This is a genomic window from Pseudomonas sp. H1_F01, from assembly GCF_054681425.1.
On sequence record NZ_CP162823.1, the window covers coordinates 3,183,235 to 3,204,938 of the forward strand.

18 protein-coding genes are annotated in these 21,704 nt (G+C 60.7%); 8 read left to right on the forward strand and 10 right to left on the reverse strand.

Going from position 1 to position 21,704, the window contains the following annotated elements:
• The first annotated feature begins 40 nt into the window (after positions 1 to 40).
• From AB4O09_RS14665 to AB4O09_RS14675, 3 genes are all read left to right on the forward strand, one after another.
• A complete protein-coding gene (locus tag AB4O09_RS14665; RefSeq protein WP_003202339.1) occupies positions 41 to 1,189 on the forward strand; it encodes a PQQ-dependent sugar dehydrogenase in 1,149 nt (382 codons plus the stop codon).
• A gap of 330 nt (positions 1,190 to 1,519) precedes the next feature.
• Complete coding sequence (ilvA, locus tag AB4O09_RS14670; RefSeq protein WP_003202336.1) at positions 1,520 to 2,527, forward strand: threonine ammonia-lyase, biosynthetic; 1,008 nt, start codon at positions 1,520 to 1,522, stop codon at positions 2,525 to 2,527.
• Between the two features lie 389 nt (positions 2,528 to 2,916).
• Complete coding sequence (locus tag AB4O09_RS14675; protein WP_003202334.1) at positions 2,917 to 3,198, forward strand: DUF1652 domain-containing protein; 282 nt, start codon at positions 2,917 to 2,919, stop codon at positions 3,196 to 3,198.
• 84 nt (positions 3,199 to 3,282) lie between these two features.
• Here the strand turns inward: AB4O09_RS14675 and AB4O09_RS14680 are convergent, their stop codons facing one another.
• The 10 genes from AB4O09_RS14680 to AB4O09_RS14725 form a co-directional block, all read right to left on the reverse strand.
• Positions 3,283 to 4,221: a carbohydrate kinase family protein gene (locus AB4O09_RS14680; protein WP_013693480.1), complete on the reverse strand. Its 939-nt coding sequence runs from the start codon at positions 4,219 to 4,221 to the stop codon at positions 3,283 to 3,285.
• Between the two features lie 12 nt (positions 4,222 to 4,233).
• Positions 4,234 to 5,721 (reverse strand): xylulokinase, encoded by a 1,488-nt coding sequence (xylB, locus tag AB4O09_RS14685; protein WP_053162800.1) that lies wholly within the window; start codon positions 5,719 to 5,721, stop codon positions 4,234 to 4,236.
• A 136-nt stretch (positions 5,722 to 5,857) separates the two neighbouring features.
• Positions 5,858 to 7,339 (reverse strand): mannitol dehydrogenase family protein, encoded by a 1,482-nt coding sequence (locus tag AB4O09_RS14690; RefSeq protein WP_027911597.1) that lies wholly within the window; start codon positions 7,337 to 7,339, stop codon positions 5,858 to 5,860.
• Between the two features lie 15 nt (positions 7,340 to 7,354).
• The gene (locus AB4O09_RS14695) at positions 7,355 to 8,458 is read right to left on the reverse strand and encodes an ABC transporter ATP-binding protein (RefSeq protein ID WP_013693477.1); all 1,104 of its coding nucleotides are present in this window, start codon (positions 8,456 to 8,458) and stop codon (positions 7,355 to 7,357) included.
• Between the two features lie 39 nt (positions 8,459 to 8,497).
• Positions 8,498 to 9,328, reverse strand: coding sequence for a carbohydrate ABC transporter permease (locus AB4O09_RS14700; protein WP_003202324.1), 831 nt, complete (start codon positions 9,326 to 9,328; stop codon positions 8,498 to 8,500).
• Between the two features lie 10 nt (positions 9,329 to 9,338).
• The gene (locus AB4O09_RS14705) at positions 9,339 to 10,271 is read right to left on the reverse strand and encodes a carbohydrate ABC transporter permease (RefSeq protein ID WP_003202322.1); all 933 of its coding nucleotides are present in this window, start codon (positions 10,269 to 10,271) and stop codon (positions 9,339 to 9,341) included.
• A gap of 157 nt (positions 10,272 to 10,428) precedes the next feature.
• On the reverse strand, positions 10,429 to 11,739 hold the full coding sequence (locus AB4O09_RS14710) for an ABC transporter substrate-binding protein (protein ID WP_003202320.1): 1,311 nt from the start codon (positions 11,737 to 11,739) through the stop codon (positions 10,429 to 10,431).
• A gap of 340 nt (positions 11,740 to 12,079) precedes the next feature.
• A complete protein-coding gene (locus AB4O09_RS14715; protein ID WP_003202319.1) occupies positions 12,080 to 12,985 on the reverse strand; it encodes an AraC family transcriptional regulator in 906 nt (301 codons plus the stop codon).
• A gap of 69 nt (positions 12,986 to 13,054) precedes the next feature.
• Entirely contained in the window at positions 13,055 to 14,347 is a 1,293-nt protein-coding gene (locus AB4O09_RS14720; RefSeq protein WP_013693475.1) for a glycosyltransferase, read from the reverse strand.
• A 77-nt stretch (positions 14,348 to 14,424) separates the two neighbouring features.
• A complete protein-coding gene (locus tag AB4O09_RS14725; RefSeq protein WP_003202315.1) occupies positions 14,425 to 14,799 on the reverse strand; it encodes a response regulator in 375 nt (124 codons plus the stop codon).
• Positions 14,800 to 15,083: 284 nt separating this feature from the next.
• On the opposite strand from AB4O09_RS14725, the gene AB4O09_RS14730 reads away from it, so the two are divergent.
• From AB4O09_RS14730 to AB4O09_RS14750, 5 genes are read left to right on the forward strand one after another with little or no spacing between them, the layout of a single operon-like run.
• The gene (locus tag AB4O09_RS14730) at positions 15,084 to 18,566 is read left to right on the forward strand and encodes a response regulator (RefSeq protein WP_003202314.1); all 3,483 of its coding nucleotides are present in this window, start codon (positions 15,084 to 15,086) and stop codon (positions 18,564 to 18,566) included.
• Complete coding sequence (locus tag AB4O09_RS14735) at positions 18,566 to 19,381, forward strand: CheR family methyltransferase (RefSeq protein ID WP_003202312.1); 816 nt, start codon at positions 18,566 to 18,568, stop codon at positions 19,379 to 19,381. The genes AB4O09_RS14730 and AB4O09_RS14735 overlap by 1 nt, the downstream gene beginning before the upstream one ends.
• On the forward strand, positions 19,378 to 19,965 hold the full coding sequence (locus AB4O09_RS14740; RefSeq protein ID WP_003202309.1) for a chemotaxis protein CheB: 588 nt from the start codon (positions 19,378 to 19,380) through the stop codon (positions 19,963 to 19,965). The genes AB4O09_RS14735 and AB4O09_RS14740 overlap by 4 nt, the downstream gene beginning before the upstream one ends.
• 5 nt (positions 19,966 to 19,970) lie before the next feature.
• Positions 19,971 to 21,251, forward strand: coding sequence for a hybrid sensor histidine kinase/response regulator (locus AB4O09_RS14745; protein ID WP_013693472.1), 1,281 nt, complete (start codon positions 19,971 to 19,973; stop codon positions 21,249 to 21,251).
• Positions 21,244 to 21,621, forward strand: coding sequence for a response regulator (locus AB4O09_RS14750; protein WP_013693471.1), 378 nt, complete (start codon positions 21,244 to 21,246; stop codon positions 21,619 to 21,621). The genes AB4O09_RS14745 and AB4O09_RS14750 overlap by 8 nt, the downstream gene beginning before the upstream one ends.
• Positions 21,622 to 21,704 lie beyond the last annotated feature (83 nt).

Here is a 21,704-nt window from a genome sequence, read left to right on the forward strand (position 1 = left end):
AGGCAGTCGCTCTCTTTTCAAACCACAGAAGGAATTGTGCATGTTGCGTAAAACACTCCTGGCCGCATGTTGCGCCAGCGCTGCCCTGACCCTTGCCACGCCGGCGGCTGGCGCGCCGACCCAATCATTCAAGAGCGAGGAGGGCACCGTGGAAGTGACCACCGTGGTCAAGGGGCTGGAGCACCCTTGGTCTGTCGCATTCTTGCCTGGTCAGCAGGGCATGCTGGTGACGGAGCGACCGGGCAACCTGCGCGTGGTCAGCCCCGATGGCCAATTGTCCGCACCCTTGAGTGGCGTGCCAGAAGTGTGGGCCAAGGGCCAGGGCGGTCTGCTGGACGTGGTGCTGTCGCCCGACTTCAAGCAGGATCGCACCGTCTACCTGTCTTATGCCGAGGCGGGCGCAGACGGCAAGGCCGGCACCGCCGTGGGGCGCGGGCAACTGTCCGAAGACCTCAAGAGCCTGAAGAATTTCGACGTGATCTTTCGTCAGCAGCCCAAGTTGTCCACGGGCAACCACTTTGGCTCGCGCCTGGTCTTCGACCGGGACGGTTATCTGTTCATTACCTTGGGGGAAAACAACGAGCGGCCCACTGCCCAGGACCTGGACAAGCTGCAAGGCAAGGTGGTGCGTATCTACCCCGACGGCAAGGTGCCCGACGACAACCCCTTTGTCGGCCAGAAAAACGTCCGTCCCGAGATATGGTCCTACGGCATGCGCAATCCCCAGGGGGCGGCCCTCAACCCTTGGAATGGCACGTTGTGGGAGAACGAACACGGGCCCAAGGGCGGTGATGAGATGAACATCATCGAGCGTGGCAAGAACTACGGCTGGCCACTGGCGACTCATGGCATCAATTACTCCGGTGCCCCGATTCCCGAAGCCCAGGGCAAGACTGTCGAGGGCACCGTTGGCCCACACCACGTCTGGCAGGTGTCACCGGGGCTCAGCGGCATGGCGTTCTACGACCATGATCGTTTCAAGGCCTGGCAGCGCAACGTGTTCATCGGGGCGCTGGTGCCCGGGGAACTGATCCGCCTGCAATTGCAGGGCGACAAGGTCGTCCACGAGGAGCGTTTGCTGGGTGAGCTCAAGGCGCGAGTCCGGGATGTTCGCCAGGGCCCGGACGGTTACCTGTATGTGCTGACGGATGAGGACGACGGGGCGTTGTATAAAGTCGGACTCAAGTAATTGTAGAAAATGTGGGAGCGAGCTTGCTCGCGATGGCTTTGGGTAACCGACATTGATGCTGACTGACACACCGCTATCGCGAGCAAGCTCGCTCCCACAGGTAATGCTGTTCACTTGAGACTGTCGCCACAGCTAATCAATATTTGCCATTGACTTGCCAACAACGCACCGCTAATTTCCACCCATGACTTCAACCGTACTGCGCAGCCAGCCAAGCATTATTACCGCCATTCCTTATTTGGCGGGTTAGCTGACGGCTGCACCCAACCCGCCCTGGAGGCGGGTTTTTTCTTTCTGTCTCCTGGGCTCTGCCCGAACCAGGAGATCGCCATGACCGTTACCCGCACCGAGCAAGCCCTGCTTGAGCACTACGTTAAGAAGATTCTCGCCGCGCCGGTCTATGAGCTGGCCGTGCGCACGCCACTGCAAGCGGCTCCCGCATTGTCCGAGGCCTTGGGTAACCGGATCCTGCTCAAGCGCGAAGACCTGCAACCGACTTTTTCCTTCAAGATCCGCGGTGCCTACAACAAACTCGTGCAACTGACCCCGGAGCAGCGTGCCCGTGGCGTCATCACCGCGTCCGCCGGCAATCATGCCCAGGGTGTCGCGCTGGCGGCACGGGAATTGGGGATTTCGGCCAGCATCGTCATGCCTGTGACCACTGTGCAATTGAAGGTGCTGGGCGTGCGCAACCGAGGCGCCGAAGCGATTCTGCACGGGGAAAGCTTTCCGTTTGCCCTGGCGCACGCGCTGGACCTGGCCGAGCAGACCGGGCGGGAGTTCGTCTCGCCTTTCGATGACCCGGACGTGATCGCCGGGCAGGGTACCGTCGCCATGGAAATCCTGCGCCAGCACCCCGGCCAGCTGGATGCGATTTTCGTCCCGGTCGGCGGCGGTGGGCTGATCGCCGGGATCGCGGCCTACGTCAAGTACCTGCGCCCGGAAGTACGCATCATCGGCGTCGAGTCGCAGCATTCTGCCTGTCTCCAGGCGGCGCTGGCAGCCGGTGAGCGGGTTACCTTGCCAGAGGTGGGAACCTTCGCCGATGGCGTGGCCGTGGCGCAGATCGGCGCCCATGGCTTCGATATCTGCCGTTTCTGTGTCGATGAAGTGATGACCGTGAGCAACGATCAACTGTGCGCCGCGATCAAGGATATCTATGACGATACCCGCTCCATCACCGAACCGTCGGGCGCACTGGGGGTGGCAGGCATCAAGCAGTACGTGGCGCACACGGGGGCGCGAAGCCAGACGCTGGTGGCGATCGATTCCGGTGCCAATATCAATTTCGACAGCTTGCGCCACGTGGCCGAGCGTGCGGCGGTGGGCGCGTTTTGAGTTTTTTACGCTACGTCACACTTTTTTTGAAGCAGGCGACGGATGCCCGTTTGCGTCTTCGCAATAGGGGCTACTCTAGGTTGCGAGCAGGATAAAAGCGATTGCAGTTTGCATGGAAAAAGTAGCGTTTCCTTGCATTTTGCACGAGCTCTCTGGCGCGGGACGAAGCTAAGCGCTTGATTCAGATCAATCCGCAAGGTCTTCAATACAGGCATACTTCTTGCGGGATGATTCAAGAGTTCGCCTGGCGAACTCGTTGACTGAAAACGCTAAAAAGAACGAACGAACGAACGGCACGGTATTCGTAGTCCCAGTCCGCAGGGAAGAAAACGGACGAAAATACCGCCGGCGTGAACATAAGTTGGCCGCCTCAACAGGAGAGAGTCGCCATGTTTCTATCTGCCCTCGAAATGCGAAACATCATTGAAAGCAGCTTGTTGCCCAAGCGCTCGCAATGCACCTTGTCACCTGAGCTCAAGATGACGGTCAAGATTTACGACGATCATGCAACCGATCGCGTGGCTTTGATCAAAACCGACATCGATGCCAATAAACTCACCGGTTGCCGGGCCATCAACGACCTGATCGCGGAGCTGCGTACCGAGCTCGACCACAACCCTGCCGCTGGCAATCACTTTCATCAGCAACACCAGCGGATGACTGGCCGCTGATAAAGGCCTTGTCCTTGTAAGCCTGACGCTCGGGTCCGGTCATGTCCGAACCCGGCGTCCAGTTTTTTAGCTGCGATGCGCCATTCAGTTCAATTGTTGCCTATAGGGCAGGTCTGGCCCGGTTTTGCCGCAAGTCAGGGCGGCCGCGCGAATGGCGAACTCAAGCATTGCGCTGATCTGTTCCCGGGTCAGGGTGTGCAAGCCCTCGACCGAATCCAATTGTTGTTCAGTCAACCACGCAATCAGTGCGGCCTGGAAGGTATCGCCTGCACCCACGGTGTCGGCGATCGTCACCGGACAGGACGGCAGCGACCATGAGCCGTGTTGGCGACTGAAGACCGTAGCGCCCTGGCCGCCACGGGTCAGGAAGACCAATTGGCAGCGGTTCCCCAGCCAACCTTCGATGATCGACTCCGGTTCTTTCCCGGGGTAGAGCAGGTTCAGGTCTTCGTCACTGACCTTGACCAGGTTGGCATATTGCACCAGCGTCGCAATCCGCGAGCGCCACAGCTCGATATCCGGCTGCGGGTTGAGTCGCACATTCGGGTCGAGGCTGATCAGGCGGCGGCCGCTTTCGCGTTGCATCAGGGCCAGGAGCGTATCGGCGATGGGCTGGACCACCAGCGAGAACGAGCCGAAATGCAAGCCGCGTACCTCGGGGCCCAGGTCCGGTAGATGCGCCAGGCTCAGTTGTCGGTCCGCACAGCCGTCGCCGCGAAAACTGTAGTGGGGCGAACCATTGGCGCCTACGGCGACCATCGCCAGGGTGGTTGGTGCGTCGAAGTCCACCAGATATTGGGCGCTGACACCTTCATTGAGCAAAACCTGCTGCAAGCGTCGTCCCAGGTAGTCGGTGGACAACCCGGTAAACAGCGCCGATTCAACACCCAGGCGACGCAGCCCCACGGCCACGTTGAACGGTGAACCACCGGCAATAGCCTTGTAGTTCACTTGCGAGGCCGGGCCATCCGCCTCGGTCTCACTGAAAAAATCAAACAGCGCTTCACCACACACCAAATACATAGTTTCCCGCTCTCAAAGGGTTGCGACGTGTTGTCGATAACGTTCATAAGCCTGTTGCGACGCCGCGACATGCGCGGCGATTGGCCGGGTTTCGCTGCTCGGGTCGAGCTTGACGCAGCGCTCGCACAGTTCGGCCAAGCCTGTCTGTGAACCGGAGTGGCACCATGCTGCCTGGATCGCCGCCCCCAAGGCAGCTGCTTCGCTCTGTTCGGTGCAAATGACCGTGGTGTCCATGATGTCGGCGACGATCTGCCGCCACTCCGCGCTCTTCGAACCACCGCCGATCAGGCGAATGCTCTGGGCCTGGAGTCCGTTGGCCCGCAGCAGGTCCAAGCCATAGCGCAAACCGAAGGTCGTGCCTTCGACCACGGCGCGACACAGGTTGGCCCGGGTCAGGTTGGTAGTGGTCAGGCCCAGCAGGCTGCCGGTGGCGTGGGGCAGGGCGGGAACACGCTCGCCGTTGAGGAACGGCAGCATGCACACGCCCTCGGCGCCAATCGGAGCCTGGACCACCAGGGCGTTGAACGTGTCGATGTCCAGCGCCAGCAATTCGCGAATCGCCCCGGTGGCGTTGGTCAGGTTCATGGTGCAGATCAACGGCAGCCAGCCACCGCTGGAGGAGCAGAACGTCGCCACGGACGGCTGTGGACTGACCGCAGGTTCGGCGGCATAGGCGTAGACCGTACCGGAGGAACCGAGGCTCATGGTGATCACGCCGGGCTGGATGTTCCCGGTGCCGATGGCGCCCATCATATTGTCGCCACCACCACTGGCCACCACCGCCTCGGGGTTGATGCCCAAGTGCGCAGCAATGGCCGGCAGGATGCGTCCGACCGGTTGATGGGCCTCGATCAGTTCCGGCAGCGCTGCTTGCAAGCGACCGCTGGGGTCGATGTGTTGTAACAGTTGCACGTCCCATTGGCGGGTGCGTACGTTGAAGTAGCCGGTTCCCGAGGCGTCGCCGTATTCGCTGCAATGGCGGCCGGTGAGCCAGTAGTTGAGGAAGTCGTGAGGCAGCAGGACGCTGGCGATGCGTTCGAAAACCTGGGGATGCTGCTCCCGCGTCCAGAGCAGCTTGGAAACCGTGTAGCCCGGCGCGATCACCACGCCGAGGCGTTCGAGGCTGCCGTCTTCACCACCCAGGTGCGCCAGGAGCCGATCGTTTTCCGGCGTTGTCTCGGTGTCGCACCACAGCTTGGCCGGGCGCAGCACCTGGCCTTGGTCATCGAGCAACACCAGGCCGTGTTGCTGGCCGGAGACGCCGATGCCGAGGATCGCCTGGCCATTGACCCCAGCGTCCGCCAAGGCTTGGTGCGTCGCCTGGGTGAATGCATCGAGCCATTGCTGGGTGTCTTGTTCGCGGCGACCGTTGGGGCCGCTGATCATGGCGTGCGCCGCGGCACCCTGGCCCAGGACCTGGCCACTGGTCGCGTCCAGGATCAGCGCCTTGGTGCCTTGGGTGCCGCAGTCGATGCCCAGGAACAGTTGTTGGTTTGCCATGGAAAAACCCCTGAGTGGTCAGATCGTTCCCACGCTCTGCGTGGGAATGCAGCACGGGACGCTCCGCGTCCCCAAGAAGCCGAACGCGGAGCGTCCGTCGAGGCGTTCCCACGCAGAGCGTGGGAACGATTAAACCTCAGTTCACGTCAGTCAGTATCCGCTCAAGCGTTCGCGTTACCCCGTGTTCGCGCAAGCTGTTGCAGCACCATTCGAATGCTGCCACGAACTCCGGCGAGCGGGGAATGGCGGTGCCAAAGATTTCTTCCACCTCCAGCACCCGCTGGGTCACCAGCGCATCGTCAGCCACCAGTGCCTGGCAGAACGCTGCCCGTGGGTCCGGGATTGAATACGTCACGCCGTTCTCGTCAACGCCCTTCAGGTACACGGCCCAGGCGGCCACCACCAGCGCCGCGCGGCGGGTTTCGCCACCGTCGGCGATCAAGCGGTTAATGGTCGGCACCGTGAATTTTGGAAACTTCGACGAGCCGTCCGAACAGACCCGTTCCAACTGGTCGGCAATGGCCTGGTTGGAAAAACGCTCCACCAGGGTGTTCTTGTAGTCGGTCAGGTCGATGCCCGGCACTGGCGCCAGTTGCGGAGTCACGTCCAGGTCCATGTAGGCGCGCATGTAACGCACGAACAGCGGATCGTTCATGGTCTCGTGGACGAAGCGATAACCCTTGAGAAAGCCCAGGTAGGTCAACGCCAGGTGGCTGCCGTTGAGCAGCTTGATCTTCATCTCTTCATAGGGGGTGACGTCATCGGTGAACTGCACGCCGACCTTTTCCCAGGCCGGGCGACCGTTGACGAACTTGTCTTCCAGGACCCATTGCACGAACGGTTCGCAGACCACCGGCCAGGCGTCGTCGATGCCATGTTCATCATGCAGTTGCAGGCGATGGGCCACGCTGGTCATGGGCGTGATGCGATCGACCATGGCGTTGGGGAAACTGACGTTGCGGTCGATCCATTGCCCCAGCTCCGCATCGCGCAGCGCGGCGAAGGCCAGCAGCGCCTTGCGAGTCACGGCGCCGTTGTGAGGCAGGTTATCGCAGGACATCAGTGTGAACGCCGGGGTGCCGGCCGCGCGGCGCTTGGCCAGGGCGGCGCAGAGGAAACCGAAGACGGTTTTCGGCGCGTCAGGATGGGCCAGGTCGTGCCGGATCTGCGGCAAGTGGGCCATGAACTCGCCGTTGCTGTCGTCGATGCAATAGCCGCCCTCGGTGATGGTCAGCGAGACGATGCGGATCTGCGGATCGGCGAGTTTGTCGATCAGCGCCTGGGCGCCATCTTCAGCCAGCAACATGTCATTGATCGCGCCGATCACGCGAACTTCGGTGTCATCGGTGTCGCCCAGTTCGTACAGGGTGAACAGGTAGTCCTGGCCGGCCAGGTCATCCCGGGCACGGCGATCCTCGGCCCGCAGGCCCACGCCGCAGATGGCCCAGTCCAGATCGGCGCCGGTATTCATCAGCGCGTCGGTGTAATAGGCCTGGTGCGCCCGGTGGAAACCGCCGACGCCGATGTGGGCGATGCCCTGGCGGACGTCGCCCAAAGGGTAGGCGGGCAGGGCGACGCCAGGGTTGAGGTTGTGCAGGTTTTGTCGATTGAGTTTCATCGCAGGTCTCGGCAATCAGGCGGCGGCGCGCAGCGCGCGGGTCACCGCAACGCCCTCGGCATCGAATAAGTGGCAGTGTTCAGCGTCCAGGTGCAGGCTCAGTTGCTCGCCGAAACGGCTCGCCAGGTCGCCGCGAACGCGCATGGTCAAGGCTTCGCCGGAGGCCGTGACGACGTGACAGAAGGTGTCGCTGCCCAGCCGCTCGCTGACGTCGGCGGTGACTTGCAGGGTGCAATCACCCGGTTGCGCCAGATTCAGGTGTTCGGGGCGAATCCCCAGGGTCACCGCGCCGCCGACGCTCAGGCTGGCATCGCTCAAGGGCAGGCTGATACGGGTGCCGGCGTCCAGCAGCACTTCACAGCCCTGACTGTCCAGGCCGGTGACCTTGCCTTTGAGAAAGCCCATTTTCGGCGTGCCGAGGAACCCGGCGACAAACAGGTTGGCTGGCTGGTGATACAGCTCCAGCGGTGAACCGACCTGTTCGATGCGCCCGCCATTGAGCACCACCACCTTGTCGGCCAGGGTCATGGCTTCGACCTGGTCGTGAGTCACGTAGATCATGGTCGCCTGCAACTCTTTGTGCAGGCGTGCCAGTTCCAGGCGCATCTGCACCCGCAGGGCCGCGTCGAGGTTGGACAGGGGTTCGTCGAACAGGAAGATTTTCGGGTTGCGCACGATGGCCCGGCCAATCGCTACACGCTGGCGCTGGCCGCCAGACAGTTGCTTGGGCTTGCGCTCGAGCATCGGCCCCAGCTCAAGGATGCGCGCCGCTTCGTTGACCTTCTTCTCGACCTCGGCCTTGGGCACGCCGGCCAGGTCCAGGGCGAAGGACATGTTCTTGCGCACGCTCATGTGCGGGTACAAGGCGTAGGTCTGAAACACCATCGCCAGGTCACGCTTGGCCGGGCTGACTTCGGTAATGTCCCGGCCATCCAGTTCGATGGTGCCGTCACTGACTTCTTCAAGGCCGGCGATCAGCCGCAGCAGCGTGGACTTGCCACAGCCCGACGGGCCGACGAAGACCACGAACTCGCGGTCGTTCACCTCAAGGTCGATGCCCTTGATGATGGAGAAGCCTTCGAAACCCTTTTGCAGATTCTTGATTTTCAGGTTGGCCATGATGATGGGCCTCCACTTCTGATTATTGGGTAGGGCGCGTTATTTCACCGCGCCGAAGGACAAACCGCGCACCAGCTGTTTCTGGCTGATCCAGCCGAAGATCAGGATCGGCGCGCAGGCCAGGGTCGAGACGGCCGACAATTTGGCCCAGAACAAACCTTCCGGGCTGGAATAGGAGGCAATCAACGCCGTCAGCGGCGCGGCCTTGGAGGAGGTGAGGTTCAGCGACCAGAAGGCCTCGTTCCAGCACAGGATCAGTGACAGCAACACGGTAGAGGCCAGGCCGCCCTTGGCAATCGGCAGCAGCACGCGGACCATCTCCTGCCACAGCGTGGCGCCATCCAGGCGTGCGGCCTCGAGGATGTCGCGGGGAATGTCCTTGAAGTAGGTGTAAATCATCCAGACCACGATGGGCAGGTTGATCAACGTGTAGATGACGATCAACGCGAGACGCGTGTCCAGCAGGCCAAATTGCTTGGCCAGCAGGTAGATCGGCATCAGCACGCCCACTGGCGGCAGCATCTTGGTGGAGAGCATCCACAGCAACGTGCCTTTGGTGCGCTGGGTTTCATAGAACGCCATGGAGTAGGCCGCCGGCACCGCAATCAGCAGGCACAGGGCGGTGGCGCTGAAGGAAATCACCACCGAGTTCCAGGCGAAGCTGAAGTAGTTGCTGCGCTCGTTGATGTGCAGGTAGTTCTCCAGCGTGGGCGTGAAGATGAACTGCGGTGGCGTGGCGAACGCGTCGATTTCAGTCTTGAAGCTGGTCAGCACCATCCAGAAGATCGGGAAGAAGATCAGGATCGCGATGGCCCAGGCCAGCGTGCCCAGCAGCAGGCTTTGCAGGCGACGGGATTGTTGAAGAGTCATGGCGACGGCCTCAGTTCTTGTCGGTGAGGTTTTTGCCGATCATCCGGACCAGGATGATGGCGGCGATGTTGGCAATGACCACGGCAATCAGGCCACCGGCCGAAGCCATGCCGACGTCGAACTGCACCAGCGCCTGGTTGTAGATCAGGTAGGCAAGGTTGGTGGAGGCGTAGCCGGGGCCACCGTTGGTGGTGGTAAAGATCTCGGCGAACACCGACAGCAGGAAGATCGTCTCGATCATCAGCACCACGGCAATCGGGCGGGCCAGGTGCGGCAGGGTCAGGTGCCAGAAGATCGCAATCGGGCCGGCACCGTCCAGGCGCGCGGCTTCTTTCTGCTCCTGGTCCAGCGACTGCATGGCGGTCATCAGGATCAGGATCGCGAAGGGCAGCCATTGCCAACTCACGATGATGATGATCGATAGCAGCGGATAGTGGGCGAGCCAGTCCACCGGTTGGGCGCCGAATAGTTTCCACACCGAGGCGAGGATGCCCGAGACCGGGTGGAAGATCAGGTTCTTCCAGATCAGCGCGCCGACGGTGGGCATGATGAAGAACGGCGAGATCAGCAGCACACGGACGATGCCGCGACCAAAAAACTCACTGGCCTCCAGCAGCGCGCTGATCAACACCCCCAGCACGATACTGATCAGCAGCACGCTGCCCACCAGCAACAGGGTGTTGGTGGCACCGGGCATGAAACCCGAGTCGGTCAGGAAGTAGGTGAAGTTCTCCAGCCCGACGAATTCGTTTTCGCCGGGGTAGAGCAGGTTGTAGCGGATCATCGAGAAGTAGACGGTCATGCCCAGCGGCACGATCATCCACAGCAGCAACAAGGCCACTGAAGGACTGACCAGGAACCAACCGGGGTTCGCCAGGCGGATCTTGCGTGCCGGCGGGGCAATCTCGATGGGGGCTTTGGCAGTTGTTGTTGAGCTATTCATGGCATTGAACCGATTTTTGCGGGCCTATGAAGATCCACTGTGGGAGCGAGCTTGCTCGCGATAGCGTCGTGTCAGCCGCCCGCGATATGGGCTGCAAGGCCCTCATCGCGAGCAAGCTCGCTCCCACGGGAATCGGGAGCGGGCCTCAATGAGCCGACTACTTGGGATACCCAGCGCGTTTCATCTCGCGTTCGGTGGTGGACTGCGCGGCGGTCAACGCCTGGTCCACGGTCTGCTGGCCGGTCAGTGCGCCGGAAAAGAACTTGCCCACCTGGGTGCCGATGGCCTGGAACTCGGGAATGGTCACCAACTGGATGCCGATGTAGGGCACAGGCTTGAGGGTTGGCGCTTTCGGGTCGGCGACTTTCAACGACTCCAGGGTCACCTTGGCAAACGGCGCGGCCTTCATGTACTCGTCGCTGTAGGTCGAGGTGCGGGTGCCTGGCGGTACGTTGGCAATGCCATCAGTCTTGGCGACCAATTGGCTGTATTCCTTGGACGTCGCCCAGGTGGTAAAGACCGTAGCTGCGTCCTTGGCTTTGGAACTGGTCGGGATGGCCAGGGACCAGGAGTACATCCACGAAGTGCCCTTGTCGGTTTTTTCGTGGGGGGCGAAGGTGAATCCAACGTGATCGGCCACCTTGCTCTGGGTCTTGTCGGTGACGAACGAACCGGCGACGCTGGCATCCACCCAGATCGCGCATTTGCCGCTGTTGAACAGCGCCAGGTTTTCGTTGAAACCGTTGCTGGAAGCACCCGGCGGGCCGGATTTCTTCATGTTGTCGACATAGAAATTGAGTGCGTCTTTCCACTCGGGGCCATTGAATTGCGGCTGCCACTTCTCATCGAACCAGCGCGCGCCATAACCGTTGGCCAGGGTGGTGATGAGCGCCATGTTCTCGCCCCAACCAGCCTTGCCCCGCAGGCACAGGCCATATTGTTCCTTGGATTTATCGGTGAGCTTTTCAGCGAACTCACCGATCTGGGTCCAGGTCGGGTGTTCGGGCATGGTCAGCCCGGCGTCCTTGAACAGGTCCGTGCGGTAATAGGTGATCGAGCTTTCGGCATAGAACGGCAGGGCGTACAGCGAGCCTTTGACCGACAAACCATCGCGCACGGAAGGGAAAACGTCGTCCAGGTCGTAGGAGGCCGGCAGGTCTTTCATCGGCTCCAGCCAGCCCTTGGCACCCCAGAGTGCAGCTTCGTACATGCCAATGGTCAGCACGTCGAACTGTCCGCCCTGGGTGGCGATGTCGGTGGTCAGGCGCTGGCGCAGGACGTTTTCTTCGAGCACCACCCAGTTGAGCTTGATGTCCGGGTGCTCGGCCTCGAAGGTTTTCGAGAGCTTTTGCATGCGGATCATGTCGCTGTTGTTGACGGTGGCAATGGTGAGGGTCTGTGCGCCAAAGCTGACGCTGCTGAGGGTCATGCAGGTGGAGACAAGCAGAGCTTTTACCGAAGGTTTCATCGCGCACTCCTTTTCCGCGCCCGAAGGCTGCAGAAGGACAGTTATTGTTTTTGTGTCTTCCGGATGAAGGGAAGAATGTGCGCTGATTACAGCCCTCAATGGACGGCGTGACAAATCATCCGTCGCACTTGTGCTGATACTTTTTTGCACTGATGAGGGTTCAAGCCAAACAAAGGACCCTGTGGCGAGAGGATTTATCGAAATGTCGCATCGCCCCGCTTTGTGGGAGCAAGGCTTGCCCGCGATGAAGATGACGCGGTCTCTTGGGGAACCGAGGCGCCTGCATCGCGGGCAAGCCTTGCTCCTACATAAATCCCGTCACAGAAATGATTCGAGATTCTCAGCCCTGGTTCTGCTCGGTCAATCGCTGCACCGCCAGCCGCCGGTAGTGGGACGGGGTCATGCCCTTGAGCTGCTGGAAACGCCGGTTGAAATTGGAAATGTTGTTGAAACCCGATTCGAAGCACACGTCTGTCACTGGTTTATCGCCGTCGGCCAGCAACTCGCAGGATTTGCTGATGCGCAGGCGATTGACGAATTCAATGAAGCAGCGACCGGTGGCCTGTTTGAACACCCGGCTGAAATAGGTGGGTTTCATGCCCAGGTGCTCGGCCACTTCTTCCAGGGACAGTTCTCGGGCGTAGTGGGCAAAGATGTAGTCCACCGCGCGGTTGGTGCGGTCGACGCTGTGTTCGTCCGCCGCTTGCGCAGAGGTCGCGCCGGAAAGCAGTTGGTAGTCATCCGTGGCGGCCAGCAGCTCCATCAGGATGAAAAAATGCCCCAGGCGGCTCATGCCTTGGGAATCGGCGATGCGCTGCATCAGGGTCATGGCCTGGCGGATGGTGCGCTTGCAGCGGAACTCGATGCCGTATTGGGCACGTTCGAGCAGCGGTGCGACCGTCTTGAGTTCGGCGAATACCTGGTGGCCGCTTTCGAACAGCTCATCAGTGAAGTTCACCAGCATATCGCGCTTGTGCACCACTTCGTCCTCGGCCACCTGGCTGATCCAGTTATGGGGCAGGTTGGGGCCGGTGAGGAACAGCGACTGGGGATAGAAGTTGCCGATATAGTCGCCTATGAACACTTTGCCGGAACTGGCGACGATCAAGTGCAACTCGTATTCCTTGTGGAAATGCCAGCGCACCAGCGGGCAGGGAAAACCGTGCTGACGGTAGATGATGGACAACCCGTTATGGTCGTCCATCAACTCGTAGGAGGGGTCGGTGATTCTGGCTGTTCGGGTCATGGCCTGGCGCTTTTATTGTTATCGCCATCGGATAATGCCCCCTTCGCCAGGCGGCTGCCACTCTGACGTCTAACCGTTGCGGTTTTTTTCTTCGATCCACTGGGACATGTATTGGGTGCTTTTGTGCTGGTGGTGACGCAGCATGCTGCCGGTGAAGTTGTCCCGGCGTCGTTGCGCCAGGTCCACCCGGCAAGCGTTGAGGCTGTCGATCAGCGCCGGGCCATGCACCTGTTGTCGGTAGCGGCTGGCAAGCAAAGTGAGGCCCGCATCCTGGGCCTGGGTCCAGCGCGCCTGGTCGCGATACAACTGCACCGCCGCATTGGCGATGCCTTTGGCGCTCTGGGCAATCGCACCGGGCCAGGGCATGTCGCCGTGCATGGCTTCGGCCCCCACGGGTGTGGTGACGTTGGGGGTGCCGCAGAGCATGGCGTCGATCAGCTTGCCCTTGATGCCAGCGCCGAAACGCAGCGGCGCCAGGCAGATGCGTGCCGCCGACATCACCTGCAAGGCGTCCTCGGCCCAGTTCATGATGTGAAAGCCCTGGGCCGGGTTATGCAGCGCGGCGGCCTTGGGCGGGGTGTAGGCGCCGTACAGGTGCAGTTGCGCGCCGGGTAATTGTTGGCGGATCAATGGCCAGATGGCGTTTTTCATCCAGAGCACGGCGTCCCAGTTCGGCGCGTGGCGAAAGTTGCCGATGCTCAGGAAATGCGCCCGGTCCTCGAACGGTACCGGCGGCTCGCCGGGCAGGTCCAGCATCAACGGGCACCAGTGCAGCAGGTTACGGGGCAACTTGAAGTGCTCCACCAACAGTTCGATTTCAACCTCGGACACCATCAGGTTGAGGTCGCAGCGGTACAAAGCAGCGATTTCCCGCTTGGCCAGGTCGGTATCGGCCATCCGCTGGAACTCCTCGTCCAGGGCCGGGGCGAAGAGGTCGCTGAAATCCTCGCCAGCCTCATCGTGTTTCAGGCGGTCCTTCAAGCGCTGGTGCCGGGCGTGGCGCAGGCTCTGCAAATCTGACGTCTCCAGCACCCGCAGGGCGCCGGGGCAGTGCTTCTCGACCCGCCAGCCGAACTGTTCTTCCATCATGAATTGGTCGAACAGCACGATGTCCGGCGCCAGCTCGCTGATGAAGGCGTCGAAGCTGCTGCTATTGAGTTCGATCGGCACTTCGCGGATACCCAGCGCGAGCAGGTCGGCGCGGTGTTCGCCTGGACCTGCCGGACTGCTGAAGGTGATGTCCCAGCCTTGCCCGAGGAAGGTGTCGAGGATCTGCATGACATGCCCACTGGCAGCCGATGAACGCGGCTCGGGCCAGACATAGCCGATGACCAGGACCTTGGTGGCGGTGGGGTGATGCATGAGCAGGGGGCTCCTCGAAGCGGATCAGGCGCCATCGGCGCGCGGGGCGCCGATAGTGACCAAGAATACGATCCGGCTCAAGAAAGAATGCGTTTGACCTTGTCTCGCAACTGATCGATGGAGAAGGGCTTGCCGATCACCGACATGCCTTCAGGCACATCGATGCTTTCGGCATAACCGCTGGCAAACAGCACAGGCAGTTGTGGTCGCACGGCTCGGGCCTGTTTCGCCAATTCGCGCCCATCCATGACCGGCAGGCCGACGTCAGTCATCATCAGTGCGATGGGCTGCGCGTCGTTGTGCAAAAATGCCAGCGCCTGCTCACAACCATCCGCCTCCAGCACCTGGTATTCCAGCTCCTCCAGCACGTCGACGATTAACATCCGCACAATGTCATCGTCTTCGACGACCAGGATGGTGGACTGGGTGGCAGGAGGAGGAGGGGTGGACATAGTAGACATTCTCGAAGAAGGGAGCGGGAGGGAGACTCGAAAAAAAGTCTCTTTCATGAGCCTCTTTTATGAGCCTCTTTTATGAGTAAGTACCGAGGCGGCACAAGTTCCCAAGGTTGTACAAGAAAGGATCTATAGTACAAGAGCTGACAAGGATAGTCGCTTCCTTGCTACAAGGTAGATCGTCGCGGGAGTTGCGCCTTTGACTCGTCAGATAATGTGGATCCAAGCGCCGTTTTTCGGGCAAACTCCACGGTTTTCAACTGTCCACCAAGGCCCTTTCCATGACTCCTTCGTCTTCGGTCGACGAGCAAAGTTTTCGCAAGCTCCTGAGCCGCAATATCAGCCTGCCGCTGGGCATGGGCGCCCTCAGCTCGGTGTTTTTCATCATCCTTGTCACGTACTTGCTGTCGGTGATTCAGTGGGTCGGGCATACCGACCGGGTGATCAATAATGCCAATGAGGCGCTCAAGCTGAGCGTGGACCTGGAAACCGGCATGCGTGGCTACCTGTTGAACGGTGACGAGCACTTTCTCGAGCCCTATGAAGTGGCCAAGCCGCGGATCGCCGTCGCGTTGGATACACTGCTGGAATTGACAGCCGACAACCCCGTCCAGACCGACCGGCTGCACAAGATACAAGCGATCCAGGCGGAATGGTCCAAGTACGCCCAGGGCTTGATCGACCTGCAACGCAGCAGCGGGGATTACCGGAGTGCGGTGAGGTCCGGGCGCGGCAAGCGCTTGACGGACGAGATCCGCCAAACCTTCGAGGAAATCGTCGATACCGAGCAGCAACTGCGTGCGGCGCGTAGCCAGGACGTGCGCACCACCACTGTCTGGAGCATTGCCCTGTACCTGCTGTTCGTCGCCGCAGTCAGTGGGTTGCTGGCCTACGTCGGCCGCCGGGATCTGTTGAGCTTGTCCGAGAGCTACGGCGCCAGCCTGAAGATCCAGCAAGGCAGCGCCTTGCACCTGGAGAAGCAGGCTTGGTTGCGCAATGGCCAGACCCAGTTGGCCGAGCAGGTCCTGGGGCAGTTGTCCCTGAACCTGTTGGGCCGCAACATCTTGCAGTTCTGTGCAAAGTACCTGGATGTGGCGGTCGCTGCGCTCTATGTGCGAGAAGAAAATGGCGTGCTCAAGCGCGTCGCCACCTATGGTTTGTCCCGGGAGGATGACGCGCAGCAGCAGAAGATTGTCGACGGTGAAGGCATCGCCGGCCAGGCCGTGCAACAGGGGCGTCTCATTCGCCTGGATGACGTACCGGACGATTACCTGAAAGTCAGCTCCGGATTGGGACAAGGGCTGCCCAACAGCGTGCTGGTAGCGCCCACCAGTGACGATGACCGGATCAACGGTGTCATCGAGTTGGGCTTCCTGCGGCCATTGACCGAGCGCGACATTGAGCTGCTGGAGCTGATTTCCGGCAATATTGGCACCTCCATCGAGGCCGCTCGTTATCGCCAGCGCTTGCAGGAAGTGCTGGCCGAAACCCAGCAGTTGAACGAAGAACTGCAAGTGCAGCAGGAAGAGCTCAAGACCGCCAACGAGGAACTGGAAGAGCAGTCGCGCATTCTCAAGGAGTCCCAGGCCCACCTGGAAGCCCAGCAACAGGAGCTGGAGCAGACCAACGAGCAATTGGCCGAGCAGCGCGACGCCATGGACCAGAAGAACAGCGAGCTGAACCTGGCCCAGATCCAGTTGCAGGAGCGCGCCGAAGAGTTGCAGCGTTCGAGCAAGTACAAATCCGAGTTCCTGGCCAACATGTCCCACGAGCTGCGCACGCCGCTCAACAGCTCGCTGATCCTGTCCAAGCTGCTGTCGGAAAACCCGCAGCAGAACCTCAGCGAGGAACAGGTCAAGTTTGCCGAGTCGATCTACTCCGCCGGCAACGACCTGTTGAACCTGATCAACGATATTCTCGACATCTCCAAGGTCGAGGCCGGAAAGCTGGAAGTGCGCCCGGAAAACACCAGCGTGCAGCGTCTGGTGGAAGGCCTGCGGGACATGTTCGAGCCGTTGGCAGCCGACAAGGGCCTGGGGTTCGAGGTCCAGGTATTGCCCGATGCGCCGGCGATGCTCTACACCGATCGCCAGCGCCTGGAGCAGGTGATCAAGAACCTGCTGTCCAATGCCGTGAAGTTCACCGAGCAAGGCACCGTCAGCCTGTCGGTGGCCGGGCAGCCGGGCTCGGGCATCGCGTTCATGGTGCGCGACTCCGGGATCGGCATCGCCGCCGATCAGCAGCAAAGCATCTTCGAAGCGTTCCGCCAGGCCGATGGCACGACCAATCGTCGTTACGGCGGCACCGGCCTGGGGTTGTCGATTTCCCGGGACCTGGCCACGTTGCTGGGCGGCTCGATCTGCGTTTCCAGCGAGCCGGGGCAGGGCAGTGTGTTTACGCTGGTAATGCCTGAACGTTATGTCGAGCCCGGGGACTCGCCGATGGAACCGATGACGTTCACCCCGACGGCCACTGCGCCAGCGCCGGCTGCACCCAAAGCCGCCCCGGCACCGCTGATCGCTGAAGTGGATACGTCGATTGCCCGATTTGCCGACGACCGCGACAAGGCGCCGTTCGACACCCGGTGCATCCTGGTGATCGAGGACGAGCCCAAGTTCGCCCGGATCCTGTTCGACCTGGCCCATGAGCTCGGTTACCAGTGCCTGGTGGCCCACGGTGCCGATGAAGGCTTCGACCTGGCCTTGCAACTGGCTCCCGACGCGATCCTTTTGGACATGCGCCTGCCGGATCATTCCGGGCTGACGGTGTTGCAGCGGCTCAAGGAACGGGCCGAAACCCGGCACATCCCGGTGCACGTGATTTCCGTCGAAGACCGCGTCGAAGCCGCCATGCACATGGGCGCCATCGGCTATGCCGTCAAGCCGACCACCCGCGAAGAACTCAAGGATGTGTTCGCCCGCCTGGAAGCCAAGCTGACCCAGAAGGTCAAGCGGGTGCTGCTGGTGGAGGACGATGACCTGCAACGCGATAGCATTACCCGCCTGATCGGCGACGATGACATCGAGATCACCGCCGTTGGCCTGGCCCAGCAAGCCCTGGACCTGCTGCGGAGCAACGTCTACGACTGCATGATCATCGACCTCAAGTTGCCGGACATGCTCGGCAATGACCTGCTCAAGCGCATGTCCAGTGAAGACATCTGTTCCTTCCCGCCGGTGATCGTCTACACCGGGCGCAACCTGACCCGCGATGAAGAGGCCGAACTGCGCAAGTATTCGCGCTCGATCATCATCAAGGGCGCCCGCTCGCCAGAGCGCCTGCTGGACGAGGTGACACTCTTTCTGCACAAAGTCGAATCCCGGTTGTCCCATGAACGGCAGCGGATGCTCAAGACCGCCCGCAGCCGCGACAAGGTGTTTGAAGGCCGCAAGGTGCTGCTGGTGGACGACGATGTGCGCAACATCTTTGCCCTGACCAGCGCCCTGGAGGCGAAGGGGGCGATCGTTGTCATCGGCCGTAACGGCCTGGAGGCGATCGATCGCCTGAACGAATTCGACGACATCGACCTGGTGCTGATGGATGTAATGATGCCGGAGATGGACGGTTTCGAAGCCACCGCGCTGATCCGCAAGGACCCGCGCTGGCGCAAGCTGCCCATTATTGCCGTGACGGCCAAGGCCATGAAGGATGATCAGGAACGCTGCCTGGCGGCGGGTTCCAACGACTACCTGGCCAAACCGATCGATCTGGATCGTCTGTTCTCGCTGATTCGCGTGTGGTTGCCGAATATGGAAAGAATTTAGTGGAACGTGACACCGACATTGAACTTCGTTTGTTGATCGAAGCGATCTACCTCAAGTACAGCTACGATTTTCGCGACTATTCCGGTGCGTCCATCAAGCGCCGGGTCCACCATGCGCTGAGCCAGTTCGAGTGCAGGACCATCTCGGCATTGCAGGAGCGCGTGCTGCACGACCCGGGAGCGTTCATGCAACTGCTGCAACTGCTGACGATCCCGGTCAGCGAGATGTTTCGCGACCCCTCGCATTTCCTGGCCATACGCGAGGAAGTCGTGCCGCTGCTCAGGACGTATCCTTCGATCAAGATCTGGATCGCCGGTTGCAGCACGGGGGAGGAGGTCTACTCCATGGCGATCCTGTTGCGCGAAGAAGGCCTGCTGGACCGCACGCTCATCTATGCCACCGATATCAACCCGCGCTCGTTGGAAAAAGCCAAGCAGGGGATTTTTTCCCTGGAAAACGTGCGCACCTACACCCAGAACTACCAGGCCGCCGGAGGCCGGCGCTCGTTTGCCGATTACTATACCGCCGCCTACGATTATGCGATGTTCGACAAAACCCTGTGCGAGAACGTGACCTTTGCCGATCACAGCCTGGCGACCGACAGTGTATTTTCAGAAACTCAGTTAATTTCCTGTCGTAACGTATTGATATATTTCAATAAGAAACTACAAGATCGTGCGTTTGGACTGTTTCATGAGTCCCTTTGTCACCGTGGTTTCCTGGTATTGGGCAGTAAGGAGACGTTGGATTTCTCGGCTTACGGCCATCGATTCGAACCGTTGGTCAAACAGGAACGGATCTATCGCAAGTTATGAACCAGACCAAGGACAGATCCAATCCGCCCATCGAAGCCATTGTCGTCGGTGCATCGGCCGGTGGCGTCGAGGCACTGCTCAGGGTCTTCGGACACCTGCGCAAAGGCTTTGGCGTGCCCATCCTGGTGGTGTTGCATTTGCCGGACGAGCGCGAAAGCCAACTGGCCCGTGTCTTCGGACATCGTCTGGCGGTGCCGGTGGAGGAAGCCCGGGACAAGCAAGACATCGTGCCGGGCACCTTGTATGTCGCCACGCCCGGCTATCACTTGTCGGTCGAGGCTGACCGTAGCCTGTCGTTGAGCCTGGAGGAGCCGGTGCATCATTCGCGGCCGTCCATCGATGTGTTGTTTGAATCGGCCGCCGATGTCTACGGCCAGAAATTGCTGGCCGTGGTGCTGACCGGCGCCAACAACGATGGTGCCTGTGGCTTGGCGAAGGTCAGGGCGCTGGGGGGGATCACGGTGGTCCAGGACCCCGGTGAAGCCCAGGTCTCGACCATGCCCGAGGCGGCGCTGGCCCTGCACGAGCCCGACCATATCCTTACTTTGCAAGGCATCGGCCAATTGCTGGCCGGGCTGGAATGAACCACATGCCAAGAGATATTCAAGCCAAACTGCTGATCGTCGATGATCTGCCTGAGAATCTGTTGGCCCTGGAAGCGTTGATCAAGGGCGGCGACCGCGAGGTCTTCAAGGCCCTGTCCGCGGACGAAGCGCTGTCCCTGCTGCTGCAACACGACTTTGCCCTGGCCATCATCGATGTGCAGATGCCGGACATGAACGGTTTCCAACTGGCCGAGCTGATGCGCGGCACGGAGAAGACCCGCAGCATCCCTATCATTTTCGTCAGTGCCGCAGGTCGTGAACGCAACTATGCCTTTACCGGTTATGAAAACGGTGCGGTGGACTTCCTGCACAAGCCGCTGGACACCCAAGCGGTCAAAAGCAAGGTCAATGTGTTCGTCGAGTTGTACCGTCAACGAAAGGCCATGAAGGAGCAGGTCGTAGCCCTTGAGCAGAGTCGCCGCGAGCAGGAGGTTCTGTTGCAGCAACTGGAGGCCACCCGTGGCGAGCTGGAGCAAGCGGTGCGCATGCGTGACGACTTCATGTCCATCGTCGCCCACGAAGTGCGCACGCCCCTCAATGGCCTTATCCTCGAGACACAGTTGCGCAAGATGCACCTGGCCCGGGACAACGCCGCAGCCTTCAGCCTGGACAAGGTGCGGGCGATGGTCGAGCGCGACGAGCGCCAGATCAAGAGCCTGATCCGGTTGATCGAGGACATGCTGGATGTCTCGCGGATTCGCACCGGCAAGCTGTCGATCCGCCCGACCCGCTTCAACCTGACGGCACTGGTGGAGAACCTGCTGCGCAATTTCCAGCCGCAGATAGCCGTCGCCGAGTGCTCGTTGACCTGCCTGGCCGAACCGTCGGTGGAGGGACTTTGGGATGAGTTTCGTATCGAGCAGGTGATCTCGAACTTGTTGACCAATGCGTTGCGCTACGGTGGCAAGGGCCCGATCGAGGTGCGCGTCTACAAGACGCCCGACCACGCCTGTATCGAGGTCCAGGACCATGGCATCGGTATCAGCGAGGAAAACCAGAAACGTATCTTCCAGCAGTTCGAGCGCGTATCGTCCAAGGCGGCCGCTGCGGGCCTTGGGCTGGGGCTGTTCATTTCCGAGCAGATTGTCGCGGCTCATGGCGGGACCATCACGGTCAACAGTCGCCTCAATGAAGGGGCGTTGTTTCGTGTTTGCCTGCCCTTGCAGAAAACTGTCTTGGACAAAACCGCCGAACAGACGCAACCTCTGAGAGACCCCAAGGTCGTATCAGCAGCTATTGATCGAACAAAGGCTTCTCATGAGTGAAGATGCGCAAGATGTTGTATTGATCGTCGAGGATGACCCGTCGATCCTGATGGTGTTGTCGGCCTACCTGTCGGGCGAGGGATACCGGGTGCTACGGGCCGAAAACGGTGCCCAGGCGTTCGAGATCCTGGCGAGCAAGCCTCATCTGGACATGATGATTACCGATTTCCGCCTGCCGGGTGGTATCTCCGGGGTGCAGATCGCCGAGCCTGCGGTCAAGTTGCGTCCCGAGCTGAAGGTCATTTTCATCAGTGGCTACGCGCAGGAAGTGCGCGACACTGACAGCCCCATTACCCGCAAGGCACCGATCCTGGACAAGCCGTTCGACCTGGATGAGCTGCAGGCCATCATGCAGTCGATGTTGTCGTAGGTTTCATAAGTATTGTTTGGATTGGGCAAGGCTTTGTGGGAGCAAGGCTTGCCCGCGATGAGGCCCACTGGGTCTTCCTGAAA